19 protein-coding genes and 1 pseudogene are annotated in these 21,108 nt (G+C 41.4%); 9 read left to right on the top strand and 11 right to left on the bottom strand.

The window, feature by feature from the left end:
• Positions 1–22: 22 nt before the first annotated feature.
• From KNO71_RS06730 to KNO71_RS06715, 4 genes are read right to left on the bottom strand one after another with little or no spacing between them, the layout of a single operon-like run.
• Positions 23–487 carry a DUF4825 domain-containing protein gene (locus tag KNO71_RS06730; RefSeq protein WP_214687777.1) on the bottom strand — a complete coding sequence of 155 codons (465 nt, stop codon included), beginning with the start codon at positions 485–487 and terminating at the stop codon, positions 23–25.
• A 12-nt stretch (positions 488–499) separates the two neighbouring features.
• Positions 500–1,624 carry an ABC transporter permease subunit gene (locus KNO71_RS06725; RefSeq protein WP_214687775.1) on the bottom strand — a complete coding sequence of 375 codons (1,125 nt, stop codon included), beginning with the start codon at positions 1,622–1,624 and terminating at the stop codon, positions 500–502.
• Complete coding sequence (locus KNO71_RS06720; RefSeq protein ID WP_214687773.1) at positions 1,614–2,495, bottom strand: ABC transporter ATP-binding protein; 882 nt, start codon at positions 2,493–2,495, stop codon at positions 1,614–1,616. Before KNO71_RS06720 ends, KNO71_RS06725 begins: the two co-directional genes overlap by 11 nt.
• Positions 2,482–2,871 (bottom strand): GntR family transcriptional regulator, encoded by a 390-nt coding sequence (locus KNO71_RS06715; protein ID WP_078146516.1) that lies wholly within the window; start codon positions 2,869–2,871, stop codon positions 2,482–2,484. The genes KNO71_RS06720 and KNO71_RS06715 overlap by 14 nt, the downstream gene beginning before the upstream one ends.
• Before the next feature lie 180 nt (positions 2,872–3,051).
• Here KNO71_RS06715 and KNO71_RS06710 point away from each other — a divergent pair, with 180 nt between their 5' ends.
• The 6 genes and pseudogenes from KNO71_RS06710 to KNO71_RS06685 all read left to right on the top strand — a co-directional run bounded on the left by KNO71_RS06710 (position 3,052) and on the right by KNO71_RS06685 (position 6,022).
• The gene (locus KNO71_RS06710) at positions 3,052–3,819 is read left to right on the top strand and encodes a hypothetical protein (protein ID WP_214687770.1); all 768 of its coding nucleotides are present in this window, start codon (positions 3,052–3,054) and stop codon (positions 3,817–3,819) included.
• A gap of 104 nt (positions 3,820–3,923) precedes the next feature.
• Positions 3,924–4,334, top strand: a complete 411-nt coding sequence (locus KNO71_RS06705) for a MarR family winged helix-turn-helix transcriptional regulator (RefSeq protein WP_214687768.1) — start codon at positions 3,924–3,926, stop codon at positions 4,332–4,334.
• A gap of 23 nt (positions 4,335–4,357) precedes the next feature.
• Positions 4,358–4,996: a nitroreductase family protein gene (locus tag KNO71_RS06700; RefSeq protein ID WP_214687766.1), complete on the top strand. Its 639-nt coding sequence runs from the start codon at positions 4,358–4,360 to the stop codon at positions 4,994–4,996.
• Between the two features lie 27 nt (positions 4,997–5,023).
• Complete coding sequence (locus KNO71_RS06695; protein ID WP_026826548.1) at positions 5,024–5,308, top strand: putative quinol monooxygenase; 285 nt, start codon at positions 5,024–5,026, stop codon at positions 5,306–5,308.
• A gap of 1 nt (position 5,309) precedes the next feature.
• On the top strand, positions 5,310–5,672 hold the full coding sequence (locus KNO71_RS06690; RefSeq protein ID WP_214687764.1) for a DUF1304 domain-containing protein: 363 nt from the start codon (positions 5,310–5,312) through the stop codon (positions 5,670–5,672).
• A 77-nt stretch (positions 5,673–5,749) separates the two neighbouring features.
• Positions 5,750–6,022, top strand: a pseudogene (locus KNO71_RS06685) (CPCC family cysteine-rich protein).
• Between the two features lie 38 nt (positions 6,023–6,060).
• Here the strand turns inward: KNO71_RS06685 and KNO71_RS06680 are convergent.
• From KNO71_RS06680 to KNO71_RS06650, 7 genes are all read right to left on the bottom strand, one after another.
• Positions 6,061–6,492: a stage III sporulation protein AH gene (locus KNO71_RS06680; protein ID WP_251024812.1), complete on the bottom strand. Its 432-nt coding sequence runs from the start codon at positions 6,490–6,492 to the stop codon at positions 6,061–6,063.
• Positions 6,493–6,505: 13 nt separating this feature from the next.
• A complete protein-coding gene (locus KNO71_RS06675; RefSeq protein ID WP_214687762.1) occupies positions 6,506–6,868 on the bottom strand; it encodes a hypothetical protein in 363 nt (120 codons plus the stop codon).
• A gap of 89 nt (positions 6,869–6,957) precedes the next feature.
• A complete protein-coding gene (locus KNO71_RS06670) occupies positions 6,958–8,496 on the bottom strand; it encodes a hypothetical protein (RefSeq protein WP_214687761.1) in 1,539 nt (512 codons plus the stop codon).
• Positions 8,497–8,624: 128 nt separating this feature from the next.
• Complete coding sequence (locus tag KNO71_RS06665) at positions 8,625–8,882, bottom strand: hypothetical protein (RefSeq protein WP_015881071.1); 258 nt, start codon at positions 8,880–8,882, stop codon at positions 8,625–8,627.
• A gap of 14 nt (positions 8,883–8,896) precedes the next feature.
• Entirely contained in the window at positions 8,897–9,175 is a 279-nt protein-coding gene (locus KNO71_RS06660) for a hypothetical protein (RefSeq protein ID WP_214687760.1), read from the bottom strand.
• Positions 9,176–9,363: 188 nt separating this feature from the next.
• Positions 9,364–11,718: a DEAD/DEAH box helicase family protein gene (locus tag KNO71_RS06655; protein ID WP_214687759.1), complete on the bottom strand. Its 2,355-nt coding sequence runs from the start codon at positions 11,716–11,718 to the stop codon at positions 9,364–9,366.
• Positions 11,711–12,037 (bottom strand): nucleoside triphosphate pyrophosphohydrolase, encoded by a 327-nt coding sequence (locus KNO71_RS06650; protein ID WP_031421338.1) that lies wholly within the window; start codon positions 12,035–12,037, stop codon positions 11,711–11,713. Before KNO71_RS06650 ends, KNO71_RS06655 begins: the two co-directional genes overlap by 8 nt.
• Before the next feature lie 184 nt (positions 12,038–12,221).
• Here KNO71_RS06650 and dptF point away from each other — a divergent pair, with 184 nt between their 5' ends.
• From dptF to dptH, 3 genes are read left to right on the top strand one after another with little or no spacing between them, the layout of a single operon-like run.
• Complete coding sequence (dptF, locus tag KNO71_RS06645; RefSeq protein ID WP_214687758.1) at positions 12,222–14,543, top strand: DNA phosphorothioation-dependent restriction protein DptF; 2,322 nt, start codon at positions 12,222–12,224, stop codon at positions 14,541–14,543.
• A gap of 1 nt (position 14,544) precedes the next feature.
• The gene (gene dptG / locus KNO71_RS06640) at positions 14,545–15,936 is read left to right on the top strand and encodes a DNA phosphorothioation-dependent restriction protein DptG (RefSeq protein ID WP_214687757.1); all 1,392 of its coding nucleotides are present in this window, start codon (positions 14,545–14,547) and stop codon (positions 15,934–15,936) included.
• Positions 15,917–21,094 (top strand): DNA phosphorothioation-dependent restriction protein DptH, encoded by a 5,178-nt coding sequence (dptH, locus tag KNO71_RS06635; protein WP_214687756.1) that lies wholly within the window; start codon positions 15,917–15,919, stop codon positions 21,092–21,094. The genes dptG and dptH overlap by 20 nt, the downstream gene beginning before the upstream one ends.
• Positions 21,095–21,108: the final 14 nt, after the last annotated feature.

The following is a 21,108-nucleotide window of genomic DNA, read 5'->3' as shown; positions in this document are numbered from 1 at the left end:
TGGATTTGTTATCCAATCGCTGTCATACCCGCCTAAAATAGGAATCTTTCGAATCCAGTTGTTCAAGCTTCTGATTCATAAGTTGTTGCAATTCTTTTTCATGACGAATATTTGAGAAGTCCGTTCCGAACCATGCCTCCATCTCGGGTCGAGAGAAAGCGTAGGTCCGGTTCGGGAATGCAGAGCGGACAATTTCGGCGTTCGGGATGAGGGTAAAATAGGCAGCTGCATTCCGAATCGCCAGACGTTCTTGTTCCGCTCGTTCCATTCCCGGATCTTCGTAACGGACGGTCAACCCATAAGGACGCTTCTTCGTCTGCAGTTCGACCGATTGATAGCATTCATGTAGCGGCAAACTTCCGGCAATGCCGACGACGGCTGCATTGTCCCCGACTTTCGCCCCTTTGTATTCAAAGGCGTCCGGTTCCGGGTTCATACATCCTGCCAGTGAGATGACGAGTACGAGCAACAGACAGAAGCGTTTCATAGGTGTCCCTCCTTACGATTTGAGTCTCAAGTTGAAGCGGTAAAGCAAGCGTTTAGCGAGTAAGTGTGCTAAGAACGCTCCGATCACAAAACCGACAACATATAACATCACGCTTTGCGGGTAAAAAATTCCCGAGAAGAACACACCGCCTAACATTGCGAAACAAATAACGATAACGATATGGATGAGCCATAACCAGTTCGAGAACATAAAGAAGCGGCCATTATTTTCTTGTGGTGCTTCCTTGAACATCCACAATCCGAGACCAAATGTTAGAACGATAAAGACAATCGAACTGGACAAACCGATTGTAAGGAATTCCGTCCACTCCGCTCGAGAATCAAAGATTGAATACATATCTGTATTGACGATGTTATTCAACGGTGACAGGATTCGCATCGGTACACTTTCAAATACCTCGTCAAAAAGTGTATATGAAAGATTTGGAGAAAAGGCTATGAGCGATCCTTGAATGAGGGCTACAATCCCCATCGGGAAGACAAGTGCCACAAATGTCCAAACGACTTGTGAGATCGACTCACCACCAAATGATCCCATCCATAGCGATACCGAGAAAAATGAGATGCCCGACAAAAGTAGGAAAACAATCAATCCGAGCACTTTGACCTCATTGCCATCAAGTAAGAAGGAATAGTCAGAAAGACGGATGATGAGAAACATCAATGCCCCCCCTACCAATGTCGCTGGAACAATCCCTGTAACACCAATCACCCATTTTGATATGTACAGCTGGGTGCGGGTATATGGTAGCGACATCGAAAAGTCCGACATTTGACTGTTTCGTTCACTTCCAATCAGTACGGATGCCATAAGCGCACCGAAGATGACAAATAAGAAGACGACGACCCCCATCGGAATGAGTGCATCGAGTCCTCCTAAATATCCGAAATCAGAATTGCTATTGAAAAAGTCCTCGGTAGTCATCGTCTCTATATCTTCTTGGATTACATCCGAATAATCACTTGGATTTTCTTGCATATCGCGAATCTGTTCCTCATACACCTGCATTTGCGTCCATACCGGCACCGTGAAGGCGATGACGCCTAAAAAAACGAGCAAGATCCAAAGCAGCGACACTTGTTTCCAATCTTTTTTCAACAACACTTTAGACGGCATGGGCTTCTCCTCCTAACTGGATACGGAATACGTCTTCGAGAGACATCGGGATCTCTTCGATGAGCATCGGATTGTATGAATCGATAAACGCCTCGAGCTCGTCTGTGCGTTCTTTCGCCATGAACAGCACGACACGTCCTGTCACACTAATGATTTCAATATCTTTTCGTTCGAGCAACTCGACCGGGACATGGTCGTTGAAGACGACTTGCCACTTAATACTGAGAGCACGCGCCTCTTCGAGCGACATGATTGCTTTGACGCGTCCACTCTCGATCATGATGATGCGGTCGGCAATTCGTTCAAGTTCGTGTAACTGGTGGCTCGAGACGATAATCGAGCAGTTCCGTTTCTCGACTTGGGCAATCATCAGTTTCAACACGTCTGACTTGGCGACGACGTCTAGACCGTCCGTCGGTTCGTCGAGCAGATAGTATTTCGCTTGGACGGCGAAAGCGAGCGATAACGTGACGAGCGCCTTTTGACCTTTTGAGAGTTGGCGAATTTTTTTGTTGTCGATGTTGTAACGCGTCAATGTCTCACGGAAGGCGGAACGATTGAACGACGGGTAGATTGACTCATACAAGTCCGTCGCCTCGTTTACCGTATAGTGTTTGAGCGCGTCCGCCGAATCCGGTACGAAGATGATGTCCCGCTTCAATCCGGCATCTTTAAAGATACTTTTCGTTCCATAAAGCACGTCTCCCTGATCTGGGCGGATGATGCCGACCATCGTCCGGAGAAGTGTCGTCTTGCCGGCACCGTTACGTCCGACGAGCGCGATGATTTCTCCTGACTCGACAGTAAAGTCAATTCCGTCCAAAATTGTTTGACGGTCAATTTTTTTACTTAACTGTTCAACTTTCAGCATTGGATTTCCCTACTTTCTCATATTCCGTTCGCAATACGCCAATGGCTTCGTCTAACGGCACGTTCGCATAGTGGCAATCAATCGCAATCTTTTTGATCGAGGCGATGACCGGCTCACGTGCCGCATCATCGTCCACCCAGTCCTCGGAGACAAACGTCCCGCGCCCACGTCGCATCTCAAGCAGCCCGAGCCGTTCCAACTCCTGATACGCCTTACTGACCGTATTCGGATTGATGACAAGATCGGTGGCGAGTTCACGCACGGACATCACCTTATCTCCGGGTCGTAAAATTCCACGGATAACGAGCTCTTTCGTTTGATTGACGATTTGTTCGTATAGCGGTTCTGAACTTTTCATATCGATTTTGTATAACATGGGTCACACCCTCTCATAGTCAATGTTACTCTTTAAGTGTATTATATGTATTAGTACACGCAATTACAATAGTTCTTTGAGGGCACTTTTAGTTTACAGCGAAATGGAAATGATTTGAATAAGACTTTGGACCGAGGTATTCTCCTTCAATATCAGGTAGATTGAACGAGAGGTGACGAAATGATTAAAAAACGATTACTGGCAAGTATGGTCGGTGGGGTTCTTGCTGGCGGGCTCTTCGTATATACGACGATTGAAAAGTCAGAGGCACGGGAGACTTATACCGCGTATGTGAAGGAAACGTACAACGAACAACCCGATATCGAGCTGTCACGCGATTGGAAGATGGGCGGTTATGTCGGGGAAGTCACATTGACGAACGAACCGTTCGCCGGAACTTATATTCTCGAAACGTATGGTGACGGCTCCATCCACGATAACGTGCTCGAGACGTATTGGGAACGCGAGGCAGAGCGGACGATTCACGAGCGCCTCGTTTCGAAAAGAATCTTAAAAGAAGAAGAGACCGTCCGTGCGGAAGTACCGACCGGAGTGTCCGATGATGTGCAAGCAAAAGTCAGCCCGGCCCCGCCGTCCATCTATGAAACGAATCCGAAGACGTATCTCGACGTCTCGATCATGTTTCATGAAGACTGGAACAATACGGACGAACAGAAACAACGAATCCTCGATGTCATCCGTGAAGTGGAATCCGACGTCTATTCGATTCACTTCTCGTTCGACGGGAAGCCTGGAGGAAATGATGATTACACAGAACGGTACATGATGTTCACGCGCAAAGCGTCTGACATCGACCCGTCCTTCCTCGATGTGCGGACGATTGAGGATTTGAACGCCTATGACCGCCTGTATGGATTCGACGATACGACATTCACGACAGAATATCGATTTGATGGCACCCCTATCGAAGAGAAGACGACACAATAATCCGGTGTCGTCTTTTTTGAGCGTTTGACTTTACAGGCAATCCAAAACGTTGTATCGTTTGACAAGTCAACGATTGATAAGTCAATTGAGAAAGGTGGGACGCAATGGACCTACGTGAAATCAGCCGATTACTTTACCAAATCAAGGTGGCGGAACAAAATGTCGCATCGTCGTTCGAACGGGAGACAGGATTCAGCCTGACCCGCTACGAGATGTTACAAGTCGTCAAAGAACGAGGCGTTTGTTCGCAACGTGCGATTAAGGAAGAGATGAAAATCGACAATGCCGCCATCACTCGACATTTGAAAATCCTTGAAGAGAAAGGATTTGTCGTCAGAGAGCGGAACGCGGAGAACCATCGCGAGATGTTCGTCTGTGTGACAGAGAAAGCAGAGCAAGACCTAAGGGATTGCGAACGAGACGAACAGGCCAACCACCTCGTCTTACAAGCCTTGTCCGCTGAAGAGATTCAACACTTATCCGGACTGCTTCAAAAATTGAACAGTCACACCTAAACAGAGAAAGAAGGAATTCACCAATGGCAACTACATTCGAAAACAATACATTTACAGACGTTATGTTCGGTCGTAAATCAATTCGTGTTTATGACGAGAACGTGAAAATCTCACAAGAAGAGATGCTCGAGATGATTCAGGAAGCAACAACGGCTCCATCATCGGTCAACATGCAACCATGGCGCTTCGTCGTCGTTGAAAGCCCAGAAGCGAAAGAGACGCTCAAGCCGCTCATCCGTTTCAACACGCGTCAAAACGACACGTCTGCAGCGATGCTCCTCATCTTCGGAGACATGGAGTGCTACGAGTACGGCGAACAAATCTACGATCAAGCGGTCGCAGAAGGTAAAATGCCACAAGAAGTACGTGACCAACAGCTCGACGCGATCATCCCTTACTACAAAAATCTCTCGAAACAAGAGATGAACGACATCGTGAAGATCGATGCGAGTCTCGCAGCGATGCAATTCATGCTCACAGCCCGTGCACACGGCTATGACACGAATCCAATCGGTGGTTTCGAGAAAGACCAGCTCGCAGAAGCGTTCGGTCTCGACAAAGATCGCTACGTACCAGTCATGATCTTGTCTGTAGGGAAAGCAGCAGAAGAAGGTTACGAATCCGTTCGCCTTGATGCTCAAACAGTCACTTCATTCAAATAATTCACCACACAATCGGAGGAATCAACCATGATCTTAGTCAACGCCACATTCGATATCCAAGCTTCACAACGCGAGAACTTCTTGCGTGACATCCAAGTTTTGATTGACTCATCAAAACAAGAAGCGGGTTGTGTCGGATATGACCTATACGAGTCAACATCTGTTGAGAACCGCTTTGTCATGATCGAGAACTGGGAAGACCAAGCCGCTCTCGAGCAGCACAACCAAAACCCAGTCCTCATCAACTTCGCACAAAACGTGGCGAACTACGTGTCAGCGAAACCGGTCGTGCAAGTAGCAGCGGTCAACTAATATGTCGACGCTCACCCTTGTGTTCGGAACGCTTGTCGCCATCGAATTCTTCTATATCTTCTATTTAGAGACGATTGCGACGGCATCCTCGTCGACGTCACGCGTCTTCCGTCTATCGAAAGACGAGCTGACGAGAGACTCGGTGTCGGTTTTGTTCAAAAATCAAGGCGTCTATAACGGATTGATTGGGGTCGGGCTCTTGTACGGACTATACCTTTCCCCAAACCCGGTCGAGATTGTCACCATGATCCTGACCTATATCATCCTCGTTGCCCTATATGGCAGTATCACGAGTGACAAGAAGATTATTCTGACACAAGGTGGGCTTGCCATCTTGACGTTGATCTCGATGGTGATCTTATGACAGAAAGCGTTCGACCTGAGAAAATGGTCGAACGCTTTTTGCTTGTATCCTCTATACTAAATAGTGAGGTGATGATGGTGAGATACACATGCCCATGCTGTGGCTATCAGACGTTAGAAGAGGAACCACCAGGCACATACGACATTTGTCGAATCTGCTTTTAGGAGGACGACGGGGTTCAATTCGATGATCCCGATTATGAAGGCGGTGCGAATACGGTGTCGCTTCGACAGGCTCAACAAAATTACATTCAATTTGGTGCGAGTGAACGGCTCTTTTGTGATGATGTCAGAAAACCGAATAAACACGACAGAAAAGACCCAGACTGGAAACCCTTCTCTAGCAAGTAAACTTAATACAAGGTCACCCATATAAGAGGTGACCTTGATCATTCATCTAATCTAATACGCTCCCACATCTCTTCATCGACGACAAAGAACGATTCATGGGAGCATACCGCAAGCACACATGTCTCTCCCGTATAAAACATCAAGTCTTCCGGAAGTTTCGGATGAATCCAACTGAATAATGAACGACCCCGTTCTTTTAAGAACTGTACCGTCCTGTAATTCATATGAAACGAATATAGATACGCTGTATCCACAGACAGTCGTGTTGTCTCCCACTCACTTACGATAGTTCGTTCAATCAAATCCCAACGAATCTCTTCAGTCAGTACATCCATATACGCTAGACGCTCCTCTTCAATCTCCATGCGTCGCCTGTCTTCCACGAACGCAAAGTGAGTGCAGTGCTCAAGCAAAACATCGATGAGCGCCTCATAGCGCTCTCCCTTTACATCTTGAGTGATCATCAGCATGCTTTCAAGCCTCCTATGGTGAAGCAACAAATATACCCGTCTCTTCCGTAATCTCAAACGAATCTTGATTCCATCTCACTTCAATCGTCCCGACTCTTTCGGGTTCTTCGACACTTCGATATAATCGCCTGACCTCCATGTCAAAAGTGAAAAAGCCACTTGATTGTTTCATATACCCTTCTTGATTCACATATGTATTTGTCTGATCCCCAATCAGCTTGAACGAGTCACAGCTCTCATCTTCACACTGTACCGAATATGCTTCCTCGAACCAGCTTATAAAGTCAGCCTCATCCGCTTTCGTTGGATACATCGGTGCCGCCCAGACTCTAGCTACAATCAACACAACAAAACCGATGAACAACCATTTTCTCATACGCTCTCCCCCGCTCTCACTATCCAAAGTCTAACATGTCCATTTTATCAAAAAACCGCCCTGACCGAAGTCAGAGCGGAATTGATGTCTTATAAGGCGAAAATCGCTGCAGATACACCGACGACACCAACGAGCGCCATCGCATATACCGGCACACGTGGCATTTCGCCATTGTTGTCGAGCGCTTTCCCGAACATGTAGAAGACGATTGGGTGCACGAGGAACGGCATCGAGAAGATGAGCGGGATGAGAAGTGACGCTTCCGTTCCGAACATTCCACCTTGAACCGCTGCGAACAAGCCGAAGTGCGAGATCGCTGACGATTGTGCCATCGTCGTGTAATCAAACGCAATTGTGCTGAACGCCAAGATGACGAGACCACCGAAGACGGCCATCATCTGCCATCCGAACGAGAACTGCATAAGGGCTTTGACTTCTTTGAAGTCTTCCCCGTTCGCCGCGCGTAAGTTTTTCAACGCGAGCGCCGTGAGTACGAGACCGACCAAAACGATGATGGCTGTCGGCCAAATCCAGAGCGCACCGTTGTCGGCACTGACCGCGAGGATTGAGAAGACGAAGATATGTCCGAAGAACGGGATGTTGATCATGATTGGCGCACGTTTCGCTGCTACTTGACCGAAGTCACCAGCCGTACACGCTCCTGTGAGACCACTGTGTGAAAGTGACCCTGCCATACCTGGTGCGAGATTACGGATGTGACCCGTGCGAGCGAACCACATGATGAGCGCGATCCCACCGAACATCCAGAACAACTGACCGAAGAAACCGTAGACGAGAATCGAGTTCATGCCTTCGATGGCGAACGCGTCACCGATTCGTGAACCACCAACCATGAAGTTAGCAGCCAAGACGACCGGGATCCCTGCGAAGAGAAGCGCGCGGACAGTCGGTCCATACGTCCAGTTATGGAAGATGGCACCGAGTGCTGACGAGATCAACATCGCAAAGAAGATTTGCGGAAGTGCGATAATCGGCTGAACCGCTGTCGCAATCAAGAACGAGACGAACAAGATGACAAGCAAGAGGACAGTCTCGATGACACCTTTTTGCATGTATACTTTCTTGTCCTGAATCTGTGCTTTATGGTCGATGAGTAAGAACGACACCGCAAGACCGAGGAGTGCGAGGATTGGGTAGTAAAGCGCAATCCCTTCTGCCGTACCTGGCTCGATTGCCATACGGAAGAACCCTTCCAAACCGACGAGCAAGAAGAACGAACGAAGGATGAAGATGAACTGCGTACGTCCTGTCCCGAGGAACATCTCTTCTTTAGAAGGAACGACGATGTCCTCCATGTCGAGCTCTTGTTTGCTCAAGATTTTACGAAGTTCCTGTCCACCGACGAAGAACGAAACGACCAAGGCGATGATCGTCGTCCGTGACAAGAAGTCGACGAGCGGGAATTCAGGAAGACCCGGCGTCGCGATGCCGATTTCGACCATACCGAATCCGAGACCGAGACCGAAGATGACGATGACGAGGATCGGCGAGAAGCGCGTCCCAGCCACGACCATACGAGATAAAATGACCATCGGGATGACGAAGGCCATAAGCAACCAGAATTGGTTGATCAGTTGCATTTGAGATAATTGCTGTACAAGTTCCATTTACTAACCCCTAACATAATTTTTAGCACACAATATCGAAGTGTACAGGAATGAACATTATGTGACAATAGGGTGTGATGTTTTGTAAACATTGAAAGCGGAACCAAGTGAAATTGGTCCCGCTTTCGTTAGTTATTGGACTGTCTGAGGCCCCAAATTCCTTTATTTCCTGTGGAATAAAAGAGGTCTTCTTTTCCGGTAAAACTCGCCGAATCACTAGAATGTGCACGAATCTGTTTATTGACGTGCCCTTTCCAATCTTTATATCGATCGAGCTCGAGTTGGTAGTATGATTTTTCGACATACGCATAAATGTCTTTTAAAGATGCCGTCCCACCGTGGTGTTGGAGGGCAAACTGGATTTTACGTAGTAACAGGCGTTTCACATTACCCCACCTTTCTACTTCTGTTTCATTTCAAAGTAGTCTTCTAATTTGTTTTCAACTGCTAATTGAATAGCAGCATGCGCTTGTTTAGTCGGAATACAGTACTCTTCTCTGACAATGAGTTTCCCATTCGCATTCTTAAATGGTGTTTTACCTGTTCTTAGTGATTCAGTTGTCAAAGCTTTAAACGGTAGCGAATTTAGATGTCTCTCTATTTCCTTCTGTGAAAATGATTCTTGAAATATTTTAGCGATGCCATTTAATGAATGTTCTTCACTTTGCTTTCTTACCAAATCGTAGTACTCTTTTGCGATCACATCAGCTGATAATGGGTGAAACCAATCTTAAAATCCTCTATTGAGCATGATTTGGATAACATTCATTTTATATGTACCTTGACGCGCAAAACCATCAATAAAGTTACAAAAAGACTTTATAGCAATCTCTGATGAGTTGATAGTTATTTTATCGTTCAGCATGCTCATCCTTTCGCTTTCCGACTAAAGTAGTAATGTAATCGAACATCTACAATCTGTTTAACCCATTCATAAACGGTTAGATTGCGGAACGATTCATTGAATTCAATATGCAGAGTTTCATCTTCTACATAAAACGGTCCTTTAGCAATTTTATCGAATGGCATTCGTAACAATAATTTTTCAATTCTTTGTTGATGGAATGGTTGCTGAAAGTCTTTTGTCTTTCCATCAATCTGCTGACGATATGGTTCTTTTTTAATGTAATCATAAAATGGAAGAGCGGCTTCAGATGCTTTAAGTGGCTTGTACCAATTCTCTTCTCCCCGTTTTAGCATAATTGAAAGTACAATCATTTTATAGCTTTTGGTCATGCTCGTGTATTCCACCTCGACGAGAAGCGATTTCACATCACTGTATAGTATCGCTTCTTCCTCACTTAGTTCTCCGAGTTTATGCAAAAATCCGAAGAACCCACCAAGCTTTTTCCATTCGGAACGATAAGCGTCTATAGAGTACTCTCCTCGTTGGATTAATTCCATGTAGCTCGGGCGCCTACCCATTTCTTCTTTCACCATGAAATAATTTTGTTCAAGTAATTGCTGACGCGTTGAGGAACGTGTCACCATTTTCTTCAGTAAGTCAACAGTCTGTAAATCAAACTCAATTGTACATGACGAAGGTAGATCAATCGTAGTTGGTAAGGAACTCACTGTATCTTGTCGGCTAGTCGTCAACAAAGCCAGTTTCTTATCAATATTTTTATAGTTCCCAATTAAATCGATAATCGTACAATGAGTCTTTCCTTTTGATAGACGTAGCCCTCGTCCAATTTGTTGGGTGAATACTGTCAATGATTCAGTCGGACGACAGAACAATAGCGTATCGATTTCAGGAATATCGACACCTTCATTAAATAGATTCACTGCAAAAATGATGTCCAATTGTCCTTGCTTTAATTGGGCAATTACTTCCGTTCGATCATACTCGGCCTGACTATGAAGCGCTACCGCCTGCACCCCTTGTCTCCTGAAATAATCTGCCAAATATTCAGCTTGTATAACGGAAGAACAAAAGCCGAGTGCTCTCGATTGATGATGTTCTGACCATGCCTTAAAAATTTTCTCGGCAACACTTTCTTTTAACTGTTCTGCCAATAACTCTTCTTGATCATAACGCCGTCCATTGATCAGACGAATCTGAGAGTAGTCGATTTCATCATAGATTCCAACGTAATGAAACGGGGTTAAAAACGATTCTTCAATCGCTTCCGTAAAGTGCATCTGGAAAGCAACGTTATCATCACAAAGTGCATAAACGTCTCCTCCGTCTAAACGGTCAGGCGTTGCAGTCAAACCGAGTAAGAACTTCGGTTGAAAATAATCTAGCACTCGACGGTAGGAAGGAGCAGCCGAATGATGGAACTCATCCACGATTATCAAATCGAATTGCTCCGGGTCATATTGCTCCATTCTTTGTTTCGAAGCTAACGTTTGAATCGAGGCGAACACGACGTCAGCAGTATCTTGATTTCTTGATTCACCACCGAGTAGTAACCCGGTCTTCCAGTCATTCGCCACATTGAGGAATGACTTTTCTGCTTGTAACAAAAGTTCTCTTTGATGTGCGACAAAAAGGACATGTTTGAATTGTCGTGCAAAGAATGCACTCAAATACGTTTTCCCTAATCCTGTCGCTAAAACGAGCATCGCCTTTTTCCGACCTTCCGCCATCGTTTCTCGGAGAGCCAATAACGCTGCGTCTTGGACAGACGTCGGGGTAATCGAATCATCTTCTATGTAGACGGGAGAATGTTCAGCGACCTCCCATTCTTTCATTCGATCCTTTCGCGCTTCATACTCTTCACGATAAGGCTGTAACGAGACTGGATTCATCATTTGCGCATATTCACTATAAAATAATTCATGAAACGCAGCGACTGACTCTTCAAACACTTCCTCTGATACATTCGAAGGAATTTCAACATTCCATTCCACACCATGATTTAACGCACTATGCGACAAATTCGAGGAACCTACAAAAAACGTACCGCTTTCTATTGTACGGAACAAATATGCCTTTGGATGGAACGACCTCCCTTTTGAGCGGTATAGCCGGAGCTCAACATTCGGTATTTGGAATAACATATCCAATGCATCAGGATCGGTGAGGTACAGATAGTCTCCTACCAAGATTCTGATTTGAGCGCCACGTTCACTCGCTTTTCTTAAAGAAGCCGATAATTCCTTCACTCCCGACACTTGAGCAAACGCGACAACCATATAAATTTCAGTCGCCGCGTCTATGTGTTCTTGTAAAGGGATGCCAAGATTGCTCGTATGGAGTCGTAAATCACTCATGATCGAGGACCTCTTCTAAAAATAGACCCTTTTCAAAACCGCCACGTATTTTGCGTTTCTCTTCACGTATGCGGTTCAATTCATCGAAGTCTGCCCCATGCATATTTCCAAGTGTATAGACCAACTCCAAAATGTCAGCTAACTCTTCAAGAGACTCTTCATCAATGTTCGTTTCTTCATACTCTTTGATTTCTTCGTAGAGTTTCAATCGTGATTGCTCGAAGTGTTCGGCTTGAGTAAGTTGCTTCACAATCGGGATTTTTCCTGATTCGTGAATGATTTCAGGGATGTTGTCTCTTACTAATTTGTTATAAATCATATCGTCTCTCCTCTCAATCATCTATTTACATTTTAATAAATGCATAGGTATAAATCACTCTAAGAATAATACCCGATACTTTTTTAGTTATGGTTGCCATTAAATGATCAGAATCGATGATTATGATTCTATATTTTGTTACAATGTTTGTAAAATATCATGTTGTGTAGGAAGGAAATTAACAATGAATACCCAAAAGAATTGGTCATTTTTAGTTACAAATCTAGTACCGGATGAAGATACCAAATTCACTTACGATGAATTTAGTAAGTGGATGACTGATTCACCAACAGAGGCCATGGTTTACTTAGATGGTATTTTTCAATCTTTAACTTTGAAGCGAATGTATATGTTAGCTAAAATAACCGGGCGTCCCGCTCTCTCGGAACGATACTTTGCTCGACATGTTATAAAACATGGTTGGCAAAAACTTAAAGTTGAACTTAACGCTTCTATGAAAGAATTGAAGTGGGCCCACCGTTACATAGAAATAAGTGATTTATATACAAAACGTAACTTATTGAAAACAGAGACAATGGAGGCATTCGAAAAATTAATTGCACTAACAGAAGTATTTCTACAAGAATCTGAAGAGTCCTTTGATGACTCTTTCAAAGAGAATATGACTAGTACTATCGTTGAAACTTCAGATGTATTCATGATGCCCCCTAATTCTCTATACGAATCCGATAGTGTACAAAGACAGCAAACTTCTGAGGAATTTTATATGGTAAATGATTTTTCAGCAAAAAATGAAGAAGAAATGAATGAAGAAATCGAAATGGATGAGTCTGGTCATGAACATATTGATGAACCTTCCCAACCATCAACTGAATTGAAAACTAGTATTTTATTAGAACGTTTACGAATGCTCCAGTCATCTTCTAAAGAGTCAGTCGTTAACGCTGACAGCTTTGGTTTGTTTCGAGAGTATATGCACATCAATCGTCCGATTCAAATATCTCTTCTTGAAACATTAGAAAAAGTTAATGCGGAATCAACTCCTCAACTAATTTTATTGAGCGGTAGTGTTGGGGACGGGAAAAGTCATTTGCTCGCTTATGTAAAAGAAAAATATCCGGACTTGGTCACTAACGTTAGAATTCATAACGATTCAACCGAGTCATTTGATCCATCTAAGAGTTCGATCGAAACTTTAGATAATGTCATGTCATCTTTCTACAAACAAGACTCAAATAAAAAACATCTATTGATTGCCATCAACCTAGGTGTACTACACAATTTCTATAGTTTTGCCGAGTCTGAAAATCGATATGACTCACTCAGAAAGTTTATCGATGCATCAAACATTTTTGGACATGGAGAGCATATCGTCTACTCTTTAGATTCTATCCATCTATTGAATATCGCAGGTTTTCAAACATATAGTGTCGGTGAAGAAGGAGCCCACTCTTTCTTTTTCACAAGCATTCTCGAGAAAATCGTTTCTGAATCAAATGAAAACCCGTTTTATACTGCATATCTAGAAGATACAAATCATGGTCATCGCTCTATTGTGCATGACAACTATGATTTCTTATCTAATCCTTCTGTACGTGAATCTGTTGTCAATGTCATCATTCAAGCCATGGTAAAAGAAAAACTCATTATTTCTACTCGTGCATTTTACAATTTTATTTTCGATATCTTAGTTCCATCAGACTTAAATCTCGACCGTGAGAGACCGGAAGCAGCATTACCAAATCTGATTTTTGGTCATCCTGATCGCTCTAATATTCTAAGTTCATTACATCAAAATGATCCGATTTCATTCCGTATCCCATACTTTGATGAATTAATCACCAAGTATGTGCTGTCACAGCATCCTCAAGAAATCGCTAAGAATGAATTAAAAGAGATTGGAGACGTATATAGTTTCATACATCATTCACCAGAAAACGAAAGTAAACTAAATACTTTGGGAGCATTTTTAGTGCGTAGCTACTCACTCCTAAATCCAAAAGACGTCGATCAGACCTATATGAATTTTTTACAGTACGTAAAGGCGTACTACCTTGGTGATGGTGAGAATATCGAATCGTTATTTGAACTCATTCGTAGTGTCATTTATTTATGGAAAGGATCTCCGCGAGAAAATTATCTCTTTATTGACGGCGCAAATAATGAATATCGCGTGGCATATCCATTCCAAGCGGAAGAAATCGTAGACCAACGCCTCTTTGATAGTGCTGAAACTAAAGATGATGCTTTTTATCGCTTCAGTCCATTTATACGAATCGGTTTTGACGTAAATGGGAAGGAGATTCTTTTTGATCTTGACTATAAATTGTATAACTTACTGGTAAAAATACAGCATGGATATCGACCAAATCGTAATGACTTAAGAGATGCTGTGCAGTTTATTGACTTTTATGATGAACTCATCCGACATACAGATAAATCAAAATCAATTCTTCTAGTCTCCACTCATGATGGTTCGATGGTGGAACTATCTAAACCAAAGTTCAGCAAATCAAAGTTCGAAGTTAGAAAGGTGAAGCAGTAATATGATAAATACTCATGATGTAAAAAATTACGAATTAGACTGGAAACTTCTCGAGTCATTTCTGATTCAAAATAAAGGCTATCGTTATTCACGTAGAAAAAATACATTTGTATTACCTTTACCTACACGTGAACCGGAACGTTCAAAATTCGAAAGCGGCTTCTGGCCAATAACTGGCGGTATCGTGAGATTGTTATCTAATGAACCGCTCATTCCTGAACATCCTAAGTTGGACGAGAATCACATCCTGTCAATTGGAAAATTTGATTCCGAAGAAACGAGTGAATGGTTCAAATATTTTATCAAGAGTCAGCAACGTAAAATCGAAGAAACAGAGATTTCTAGTTTGTCGCAACTTCCTCTACTCACTTTAAGTGAGAAAAAAGAGAGGAATGGTCAAATCGATTTCATTAACTATGTCTATGGCACGTTGATTGAAGGAAATGAAGAATTTCTTTCACCACTGTTTTTAGATGAAAACAATGACGATCTTCTGACACAAATTTTTCGAAGTTCTCGCTCGACGAATAAGTCTACATTCAATAGTCCTTATTCATGTTTGTTCCCACGTTTAAAAGAACAATTTAAAGAAGATTTGATTCATTTATCCACAAATCCAAAATTCTTCTTAGACAATTTAAATCATATATTCATTCAATATACGTTTATCTTGATGTCCCAGACTGTTCTTCAAACTAATCGATTTACAAAATTTGATAATGAGAAACTCATTCCACTCTATTTTTTAATGGAATGGGAAAAGGCAGCCCGCTGGCGTACAAGTTATACGAACGGCTATCGATTGTTAAAAGAACAGGTGAAAGATTTTTACAAACATGAGCATGCACTGAATATCGTTTCTCAAACACCAGCATTTCAGTCACAAAAAAACTTATACTATCATCATATTGATGAATTACTAACTGCAGCTGGTGAGGATTCTAAGAAAAATTATATTCAATCACTCTATTATTGGATGAATAATTTCTATACGCAGCATAAAGGTATCGAAACCCCAAAATACAATGCTGACAGCACGTTAGACGAAGCCTTTAGAGACTTAGCCGAAGCAATCTCAATTGGATTGAATAAAGAGTTAAAGTCTCGATATCCTGCCGCACTTGACGTCTTTCTATTAAAGTTCTATAGAAAACATGGTGGTTCACTTGGCTCATTACTTGCCGTAAATCAAGAACAATTATTGACTCTTATAGCTTGCTCAATTAAACAGGACAAGATTGAATTGAATAGGCTTTGGATTGAACTTGAATTAAGAGGACTATTCTTTGATCATCACTCAAAAGAAGAAATTGTTGGGCTATTGGATAAACTAAACTATTTGGAAAAGAAAAGCGATAGCGGGGATGCACAGTATGTCAAATCAATTTTATGAATTTATCACACAACAATTATTACAATTCTTTAAACATGAGATTCAACAAAATAGAACAGATCGTTATTACGTCTATCTTCCGACAAAACAAGATGTAAAAGAAATGTATGATGCACTTTCAGGTTTAAGCGTTTCTGAAACCTTCACATATAAACATCCATTCGGAAAAGAAAATTATGTGACCAACTCACTTAACTTTTCTACAGGAAAATTAGTAATAGCAAGTTCTCTTGATACAGATATTGATTATCTCGTTACTCTGAGAAATGAAATGAGTGAACAAAGCGGGCAATGGTCTAATACTTCCTTAATGATTCTGACTGATAATTTAAATGACTCCATCCGGGGTGGAAGTATTGACTTGACTTCTGAAGGTCGTCCATTGCACATTAGCAAAATCATTCAACATTTAGATCAGCATTTAGCAAGTAGTGATTTATCGAAATCTGAACAAATGATTATCGCCGATTATTTAAAACGTCGTAATCAACAAAAACAAATTACGAATGGTTCATTTCTAGATTTCATCGATATTTTAGGTCTTTTACACAAAGATACGCTTGATTCGGATGACTATACCTCATTACAGTACTTTCAAGATGGCGACCTAAGTTCGCTTATTCGTGAACGAGATGAAAAAAATGTTGGGTCAGCCTCATGGAAAAAGATAAACCGACAAATCGAGAATCGCTTATCAGAAAATCACGAATTATTCGAAGATGTTGAACGTTACTTCACGTTAGGAAACACTCGTGAAAAACTAGAAGAGCGATTTGATAACGGGGCCACAAAATTAAAAGAGGATACTTGGCAACAAGCTGATTACACTGTATTGAAAGAATGGGAAGAGAAAGCAAAATCAAATCGAGATATTCAATTCATATCCGAAAAAATGATTGCAAAAACCGACGGCTCCAAATTATCAACTTCACATTTTTGGAAACGCCCACAGTCTGAAACTAAATCAGGTCAAAGAACTTGGCACATCATCGTCTTTTCTACACAAGAAGCAGACAAAGTTCAAATTCATCTTCCTTTTGACCGTTTTACGTCGAAGCAATTTTTGGACAATAAAAGTGCAAAATCAACCGTAAGTTCTGGACATTCTCTTATTACTACGATTGAAAATAATTCTACCCAAGTTACTTTCTCACGGGTACGCTACAAACATGAAGGCCAGACTTCCACTACTTATTTATTTAATATTGCAGTTGTTCCACTGTCGCCTGAGTTTTTAAATCCATATCAATCACGATATTTCATTGATACGACACCTAAAAATCAACAAGCGATTCGCTTAATACTTGATGGTCATCATTTAGTTGAACTCGGGGACGGTTCGGGACAAATAAATGATGTTGTTGTTGGTTCATCAGAAGCGATTAAGATTGGACATAATGATGTGATCACTCTTCCTTTAAATGCTCTTGATGAAGGAGAATCTCGCGTTCGATTCTCTGTAATGATTGATGAAGTTGAGGTCCCACTAGCTATTAAAGACGAGATGTTAAAAACTACTCCTTTAGATGGTGTTAGTATTTGGACGAGAAAGAGAACAGATGAAACATCGTTTTTAATCGACTCAGATTATAAAACCATCCATAATGGTCAACGCACTTACTCTACCAAATCAATAGACCGAAACTTCTTTAAAATGGAACAAGATTGGTTAGATAATCATGTACGGTATGCAAAGCAACTTTCCGATGATACTTTCGAGAGCATACCTTTAGAGTTACCAAGCGCTGTAGAAACGAGTTATGATTTATTTTTAAACACGGTTAAGAGTAAGGGAACAATCCCTTCACTCATGTATTACGATGACCAAGTACAGTCAGCTGCCTTTGATTTTATAAACAACTACCTGTCTGAAATTGAAAAAATTAAAGCTCAGTCTTTAATGACTGTACAACAACGAAACCTATACCGTTTAGGACAAATGGAGACGATTGACGGTTTATTATTAACTCCATTCTCACCATTGAACATTGCTTATCAATGGCAAGTGAACTCGAATTTAGGTTCTGAAGATATCGATTCGAATATTTTAAAAAAATTAAAAGCGAGCTATACATTGCCGTATGCGTTTAATGTACATGAAATGCTGCTTAAGCCAACGGATTATTCTCCATTACCTGAATGGCATGAATATGTGATTAGAGAAAAAGTAAGCATAGGTGAAACAAACTCTTACTTAGCAAAAGTTGTAGAAGAGAAAATGACCCACTTTGCTGATCATTACGACTATCTATTCTCAATACAAAATTCGGCTCCGCTCTGTATCAATGTTATCAATGTCACAAATGATGAAGAAATTTTAAAAGGAATTATTTCTTGGTTTAAAAATCAAATTTCTTCGAAAGGTGTTCTCGAAAACATCAAACCACTTGAGGTGTCTTTATATCTACCAAACGCTTCTGGTTTAAGTGCTTTTGATACATTAAACGAGATAGAGACTGCTGAACAATTAAAAGAGGAATTCGGTATCGACTTATCTATTGATGACTTCGAAATAGATGATGTTTTACATGTTCTTCAACAGTCTATTCTTTATCGAAAGTTAGACTTAGAGGAGCCAATCCTCTATTCTCATATTTCATTTTATAAAATGGGAAATGAATCGAGAATCGTTACACAACCGATGCGTGATTTATCAAATAGCATGAACTTAGACGGTTTATTCACTACCGTATCATCGGTTCAAAGTGATGATACCGGATACCGCGTTGGATTCGGTACAAAAGGAGCCGACATTAACAGAAGTCTTATGACAAAATTCGGCTCACTTTATAATGAACTTACAGCCAACATGAAAGACGGTGGACACAGTTCTTATATGAAAGATGTTTCATTGACAATGCACATCGATGTTGCTGATAAAGACGAACTCGAAAAAATTTATAGCGCCTCACATTGGGTAACGTTTATTGATCCACCTGTCGGATTAGATTTCTTTAAATCGTCTTCAGACAATTTGATCATTGTACATTACAGCGACCAATATTCATCAACAAATGGTTATGATGCCATCACTGTAACTGACAAATCAAAACAATATTTTAATGTGATTGAGGAATTTGTTAATTCTCAGGGTGTGACATCTACGCAAGAACAGATAGAAGAAACAATTCGTGCTTTCAACACGTTTAACGGGGAATGGTTACTTCGAGCTGTCCAAGGAAGAGGATACGATAAACGAGAAAAGATGAGTATTGTTTCAGCAATTAAAGAAACACTATTGCTTTTTAATGAAGAAAATACGATTTGGGTACCAATTTCTATGGAAGAAGTCGTGCGTGTTACAGGCAATGTGAAACTTAGTAAACGTGCTGGTCTATTTTCAGGAAAGACAATTGGTCGAAAAGGAAATTGCAGCGATGATTTATTGATGATTGGACTAGAAATAGATCAAACACAATTAAAGGTACATTTATTCCCGGTAGAAGTTAAAATCGGAATAAATGACAACAGCGTCATCTCAAAAGGTATTTCACAAATCACAGAATTGAAAGCTCGACTAAATGACCATCTACTCGATTTAACTACTTTTGACGCTAAATTCTTACGAAATTATTTTGTTAGACTCTTCATCAACAATGCAAAAAAAATGCAAGAAAATGAAATTTGGCCTAGTAAAGATTTTCGTTTAAGTGCAGAGCTAATCGATCGGTTGATGAACGATGATTTTAAAATCGTTGATGAAAAAAGAGCAAAATTTGGAAATGGTGTTCTTGTCTCATTTAAAAAGCATTCAGAGTCTGTACGTCACTCCAGAAGTCAAGGTGTCGTAATACTAGAGTTACCTGAACAACACGGTTATGAAGCACTTACTCAGTCTTTAGATTCACTTGAATCTTCCAAAAAGCAAAAATCTTTAGCTCCAACTTTCAAAAATGAAGCCTTTGCTTCACCTGCTGATTCGACAGAACAACAAAAATCAACAGATGAACTAGAGGACAGAAGGAACTTACCTGAAGACGAAAATCATACTGTTGTTGAACCTGATTTGAAGATTGCTCCACTCACTCAGCCTAACCTTGAACTTGTAACTCCAAACGTTGTTAGTCTAGAACAGGTTAGATTGCATCTAGGTAGTGAATTGAATCAAGACTATTATTGGGAATACGGGCATCCACGACTATCCAATCGACATCTCCTAATCGGTGGTCGATCCGGTCAAGGAAAAACCTATTTCGTACAGTCTCTTCTATTGCAGTTGGTCGAACAAAATCAATCCGCATTGGTGATTGATTATTCGAATAGTTACACACTAAGCCAGCTCGATGAAACATTTGTAAATCGAATGGGGGAAAAATTGACAGAACGCATTGTGTATCATGAATCTTTCCCTTTAAACCCTTTTAAACGGAGAGAAAAAGAAATAAGCGGTCGGAAAGAGCCTGAAAAAATTGTTGAAGTTGCCAGAAGAGTAGCTGCAGTTTTTGCCTCTGTATATAGAGGTTTAGGCGATCAACAGAAAAATGCGATTTATATGGCAACTAAAAATGGTATTGAAAAATACGGAGAAGACATGCGAATGGAACTTCTCATTGAAGAACTTGAAAATCTAGAAACATCATCAAAATCAACAATCCAGTCTGTCATTAGTCGACTAACCCAGATGGTTGACATGGATCCGTTTGACTATGAATCGGATAATGACTGGAGTAAAATTTTTGAGAGTAACGGGGTTACCGTTATTCAACTTGAAGGATATGACCAAGACGAGATTAAAAAATTGCTGGCAGAGTTCATCCTTTGGGACCTATGGTACTACTCACTTTCAGGATCTAAAGATAAGCCGATGCCTGTTATTTTAGATGAGGCACAAAACTTATCTTTCCGTGATGATTCTCCATCGGCAAAAATTCTTCGAGAAGGTCGCAAATTCGGTTGGTCAGCTTGGTTTGCCACACAATCATTTAGTAACTTCGACAAAGAGGAACTTGCTATTTTAGACAATGCGGGTACTAAAATCTACTTCGCGCCTGCCGATAGCGAATTAAAAGTAATTGCAAATCGCATTGGTACCATATCTTTAGATGATTTGCGTAGTTTGAAAAAAGCTCACTGTCTCGCTGTTGGACAATTCAAAATTAGTGATGTGGAATTGAGTAATCAAGAATTTCATCATGTTCAAGTCCCACCAATGAAATGAAAAAACGCGCGTCA

The organism is Exiguobacterium sp. s163, assembly GCF_018617135.1.
Taxonomy (GTDB): Bacteria; Bacillota; Bacilli; order Exiguobacteriales; family Exiguobacteriaceae; genus Exiguobacterium; species Exiguobacterium profundum.
The sequence above is the reverse complement of the archived record's forward strand: the minus strand, read 5'-3'. Positions and strand labels throughout refer to the sequence as shown.

Excerpts from the sequence above, each read along its gene's own strand:
- KNO71_RS06730 (WP_214687777.1), bottom strand. The coding sequence starts at position 487 with ATGAAACGCTTCTGTCTGTTGCTCGTACTCGTCATCTCACTGGCAGGA.
- KNO71_RS06725 (WP_214687775.1), bottom strand. The coding sequence starts at position 1,624 with ATGCCGTCTAAAGTGTTGTTGAAAAAAGATTGGAAACAAGTGTCGCTG.
- KNO71_RS06720 (WP_214687773.1), bottom strand. The coding sequence starts at position 2,495 with ATGCTGAAAGTTGAACAGTTAAGTAAAAAAATTGACCGTCAAACAATT.
- KNO71_RS06715 (WP_078146516.1), bottom strand. The coding sequence starts at position 2,871 with ATGTTATACAAAATCGATATGAAAAGTTCAGAACCGCTATACGAACAA.
- KNO71_RS06710 (WP_214687770.1), top strand. The coding sequence starts at position 3,052 with ATGATTAAAAAACGATTACTGGCAAGTATGGTCGGTGGGGTTCTTGCT.
- KNO71_RS06705 (WP_214687768.1), top strand. The coding sequence starts at position 3,924 with ATGGACCTACGTGAAATCAGCCGATTACTTTACCAAATCAAGGTGGCG.
- KNO71_RS06700 (WP_214687766.1), top strand. The coding sequence starts at position 4,358 with ATGGCAACTACATTCGAAAACAATACATTTACAGACGTTATGTTCGGT.
- KNO71_RS06695 (WP_026826548.1), top strand. The coding sequence starts at position 5,024 with ATGATCTTAGTCAACGCCACATTCGATATCCAAGCTTCACAACGCGAG.
- KNO71_RS06690 (WP_214687764.1), top strand. The coding sequence starts at position 5,310 with ATGTCGACGCTCACCCTTGTGTTCGGAACGCTTGTCGCCATCGAATTC.
- KNO71_RS06680 (WP_251024812.1), bottom strand. The coding sequence starts at position 6,492 with ATGCTGATGATCACTCAAGATGTAAAGGGAGAGCGCTATGAGGCGCTC.
- KNO71_RS06675 (WP_214687762.1), bottom strand. The coding sequence starts at position 6,868 with ATGAGAAAATGGTTGTTCATCGGTTTTGTTGTGTTGATTGTAGCTAGA.
- KNO71_RS06670 (WP_214687761.1), bottom strand. The coding sequence starts at position 8,496 with ATGGAACTTGTACAGCAATTATCTCAAATGCAACTGATCAACCAATTC.
- KNO71_RS06655 (WP_214687759.1), bottom strand. The coding sequence starts at position 11,718 with ATGAGTGATTTACGACTCCATACGAGCAATCTTGGCATCCCTTTACAA.
- KNO71_RS06650 (WP_031421338.1), bottom strand. The coding sequence starts at position 12,037 with ATGATTTATAACAAATTAGTAAGAGACAACATCCCTGAAATCATTCAC.
- dptF (WP_214687758.1), top strand. The coding sequence starts at position 12,222 with ATGAATACCCAAAAGAATTGGTCATTTTTAGTTACAAATCTAGTACCG.
- dptG (WP_214687757.1), top strand. The coding sequence starts at position 14,545 with ATGATAAATACTCATGATGTAAAAAATTACGAATTAGACTGGAAACTT.
- dptH (WP_214687756.1), top strand. The coding sequence starts at position 15,917 with ATGTCAAATCAATTTTATGAATTTATCACACAACAATTATTACAATTC.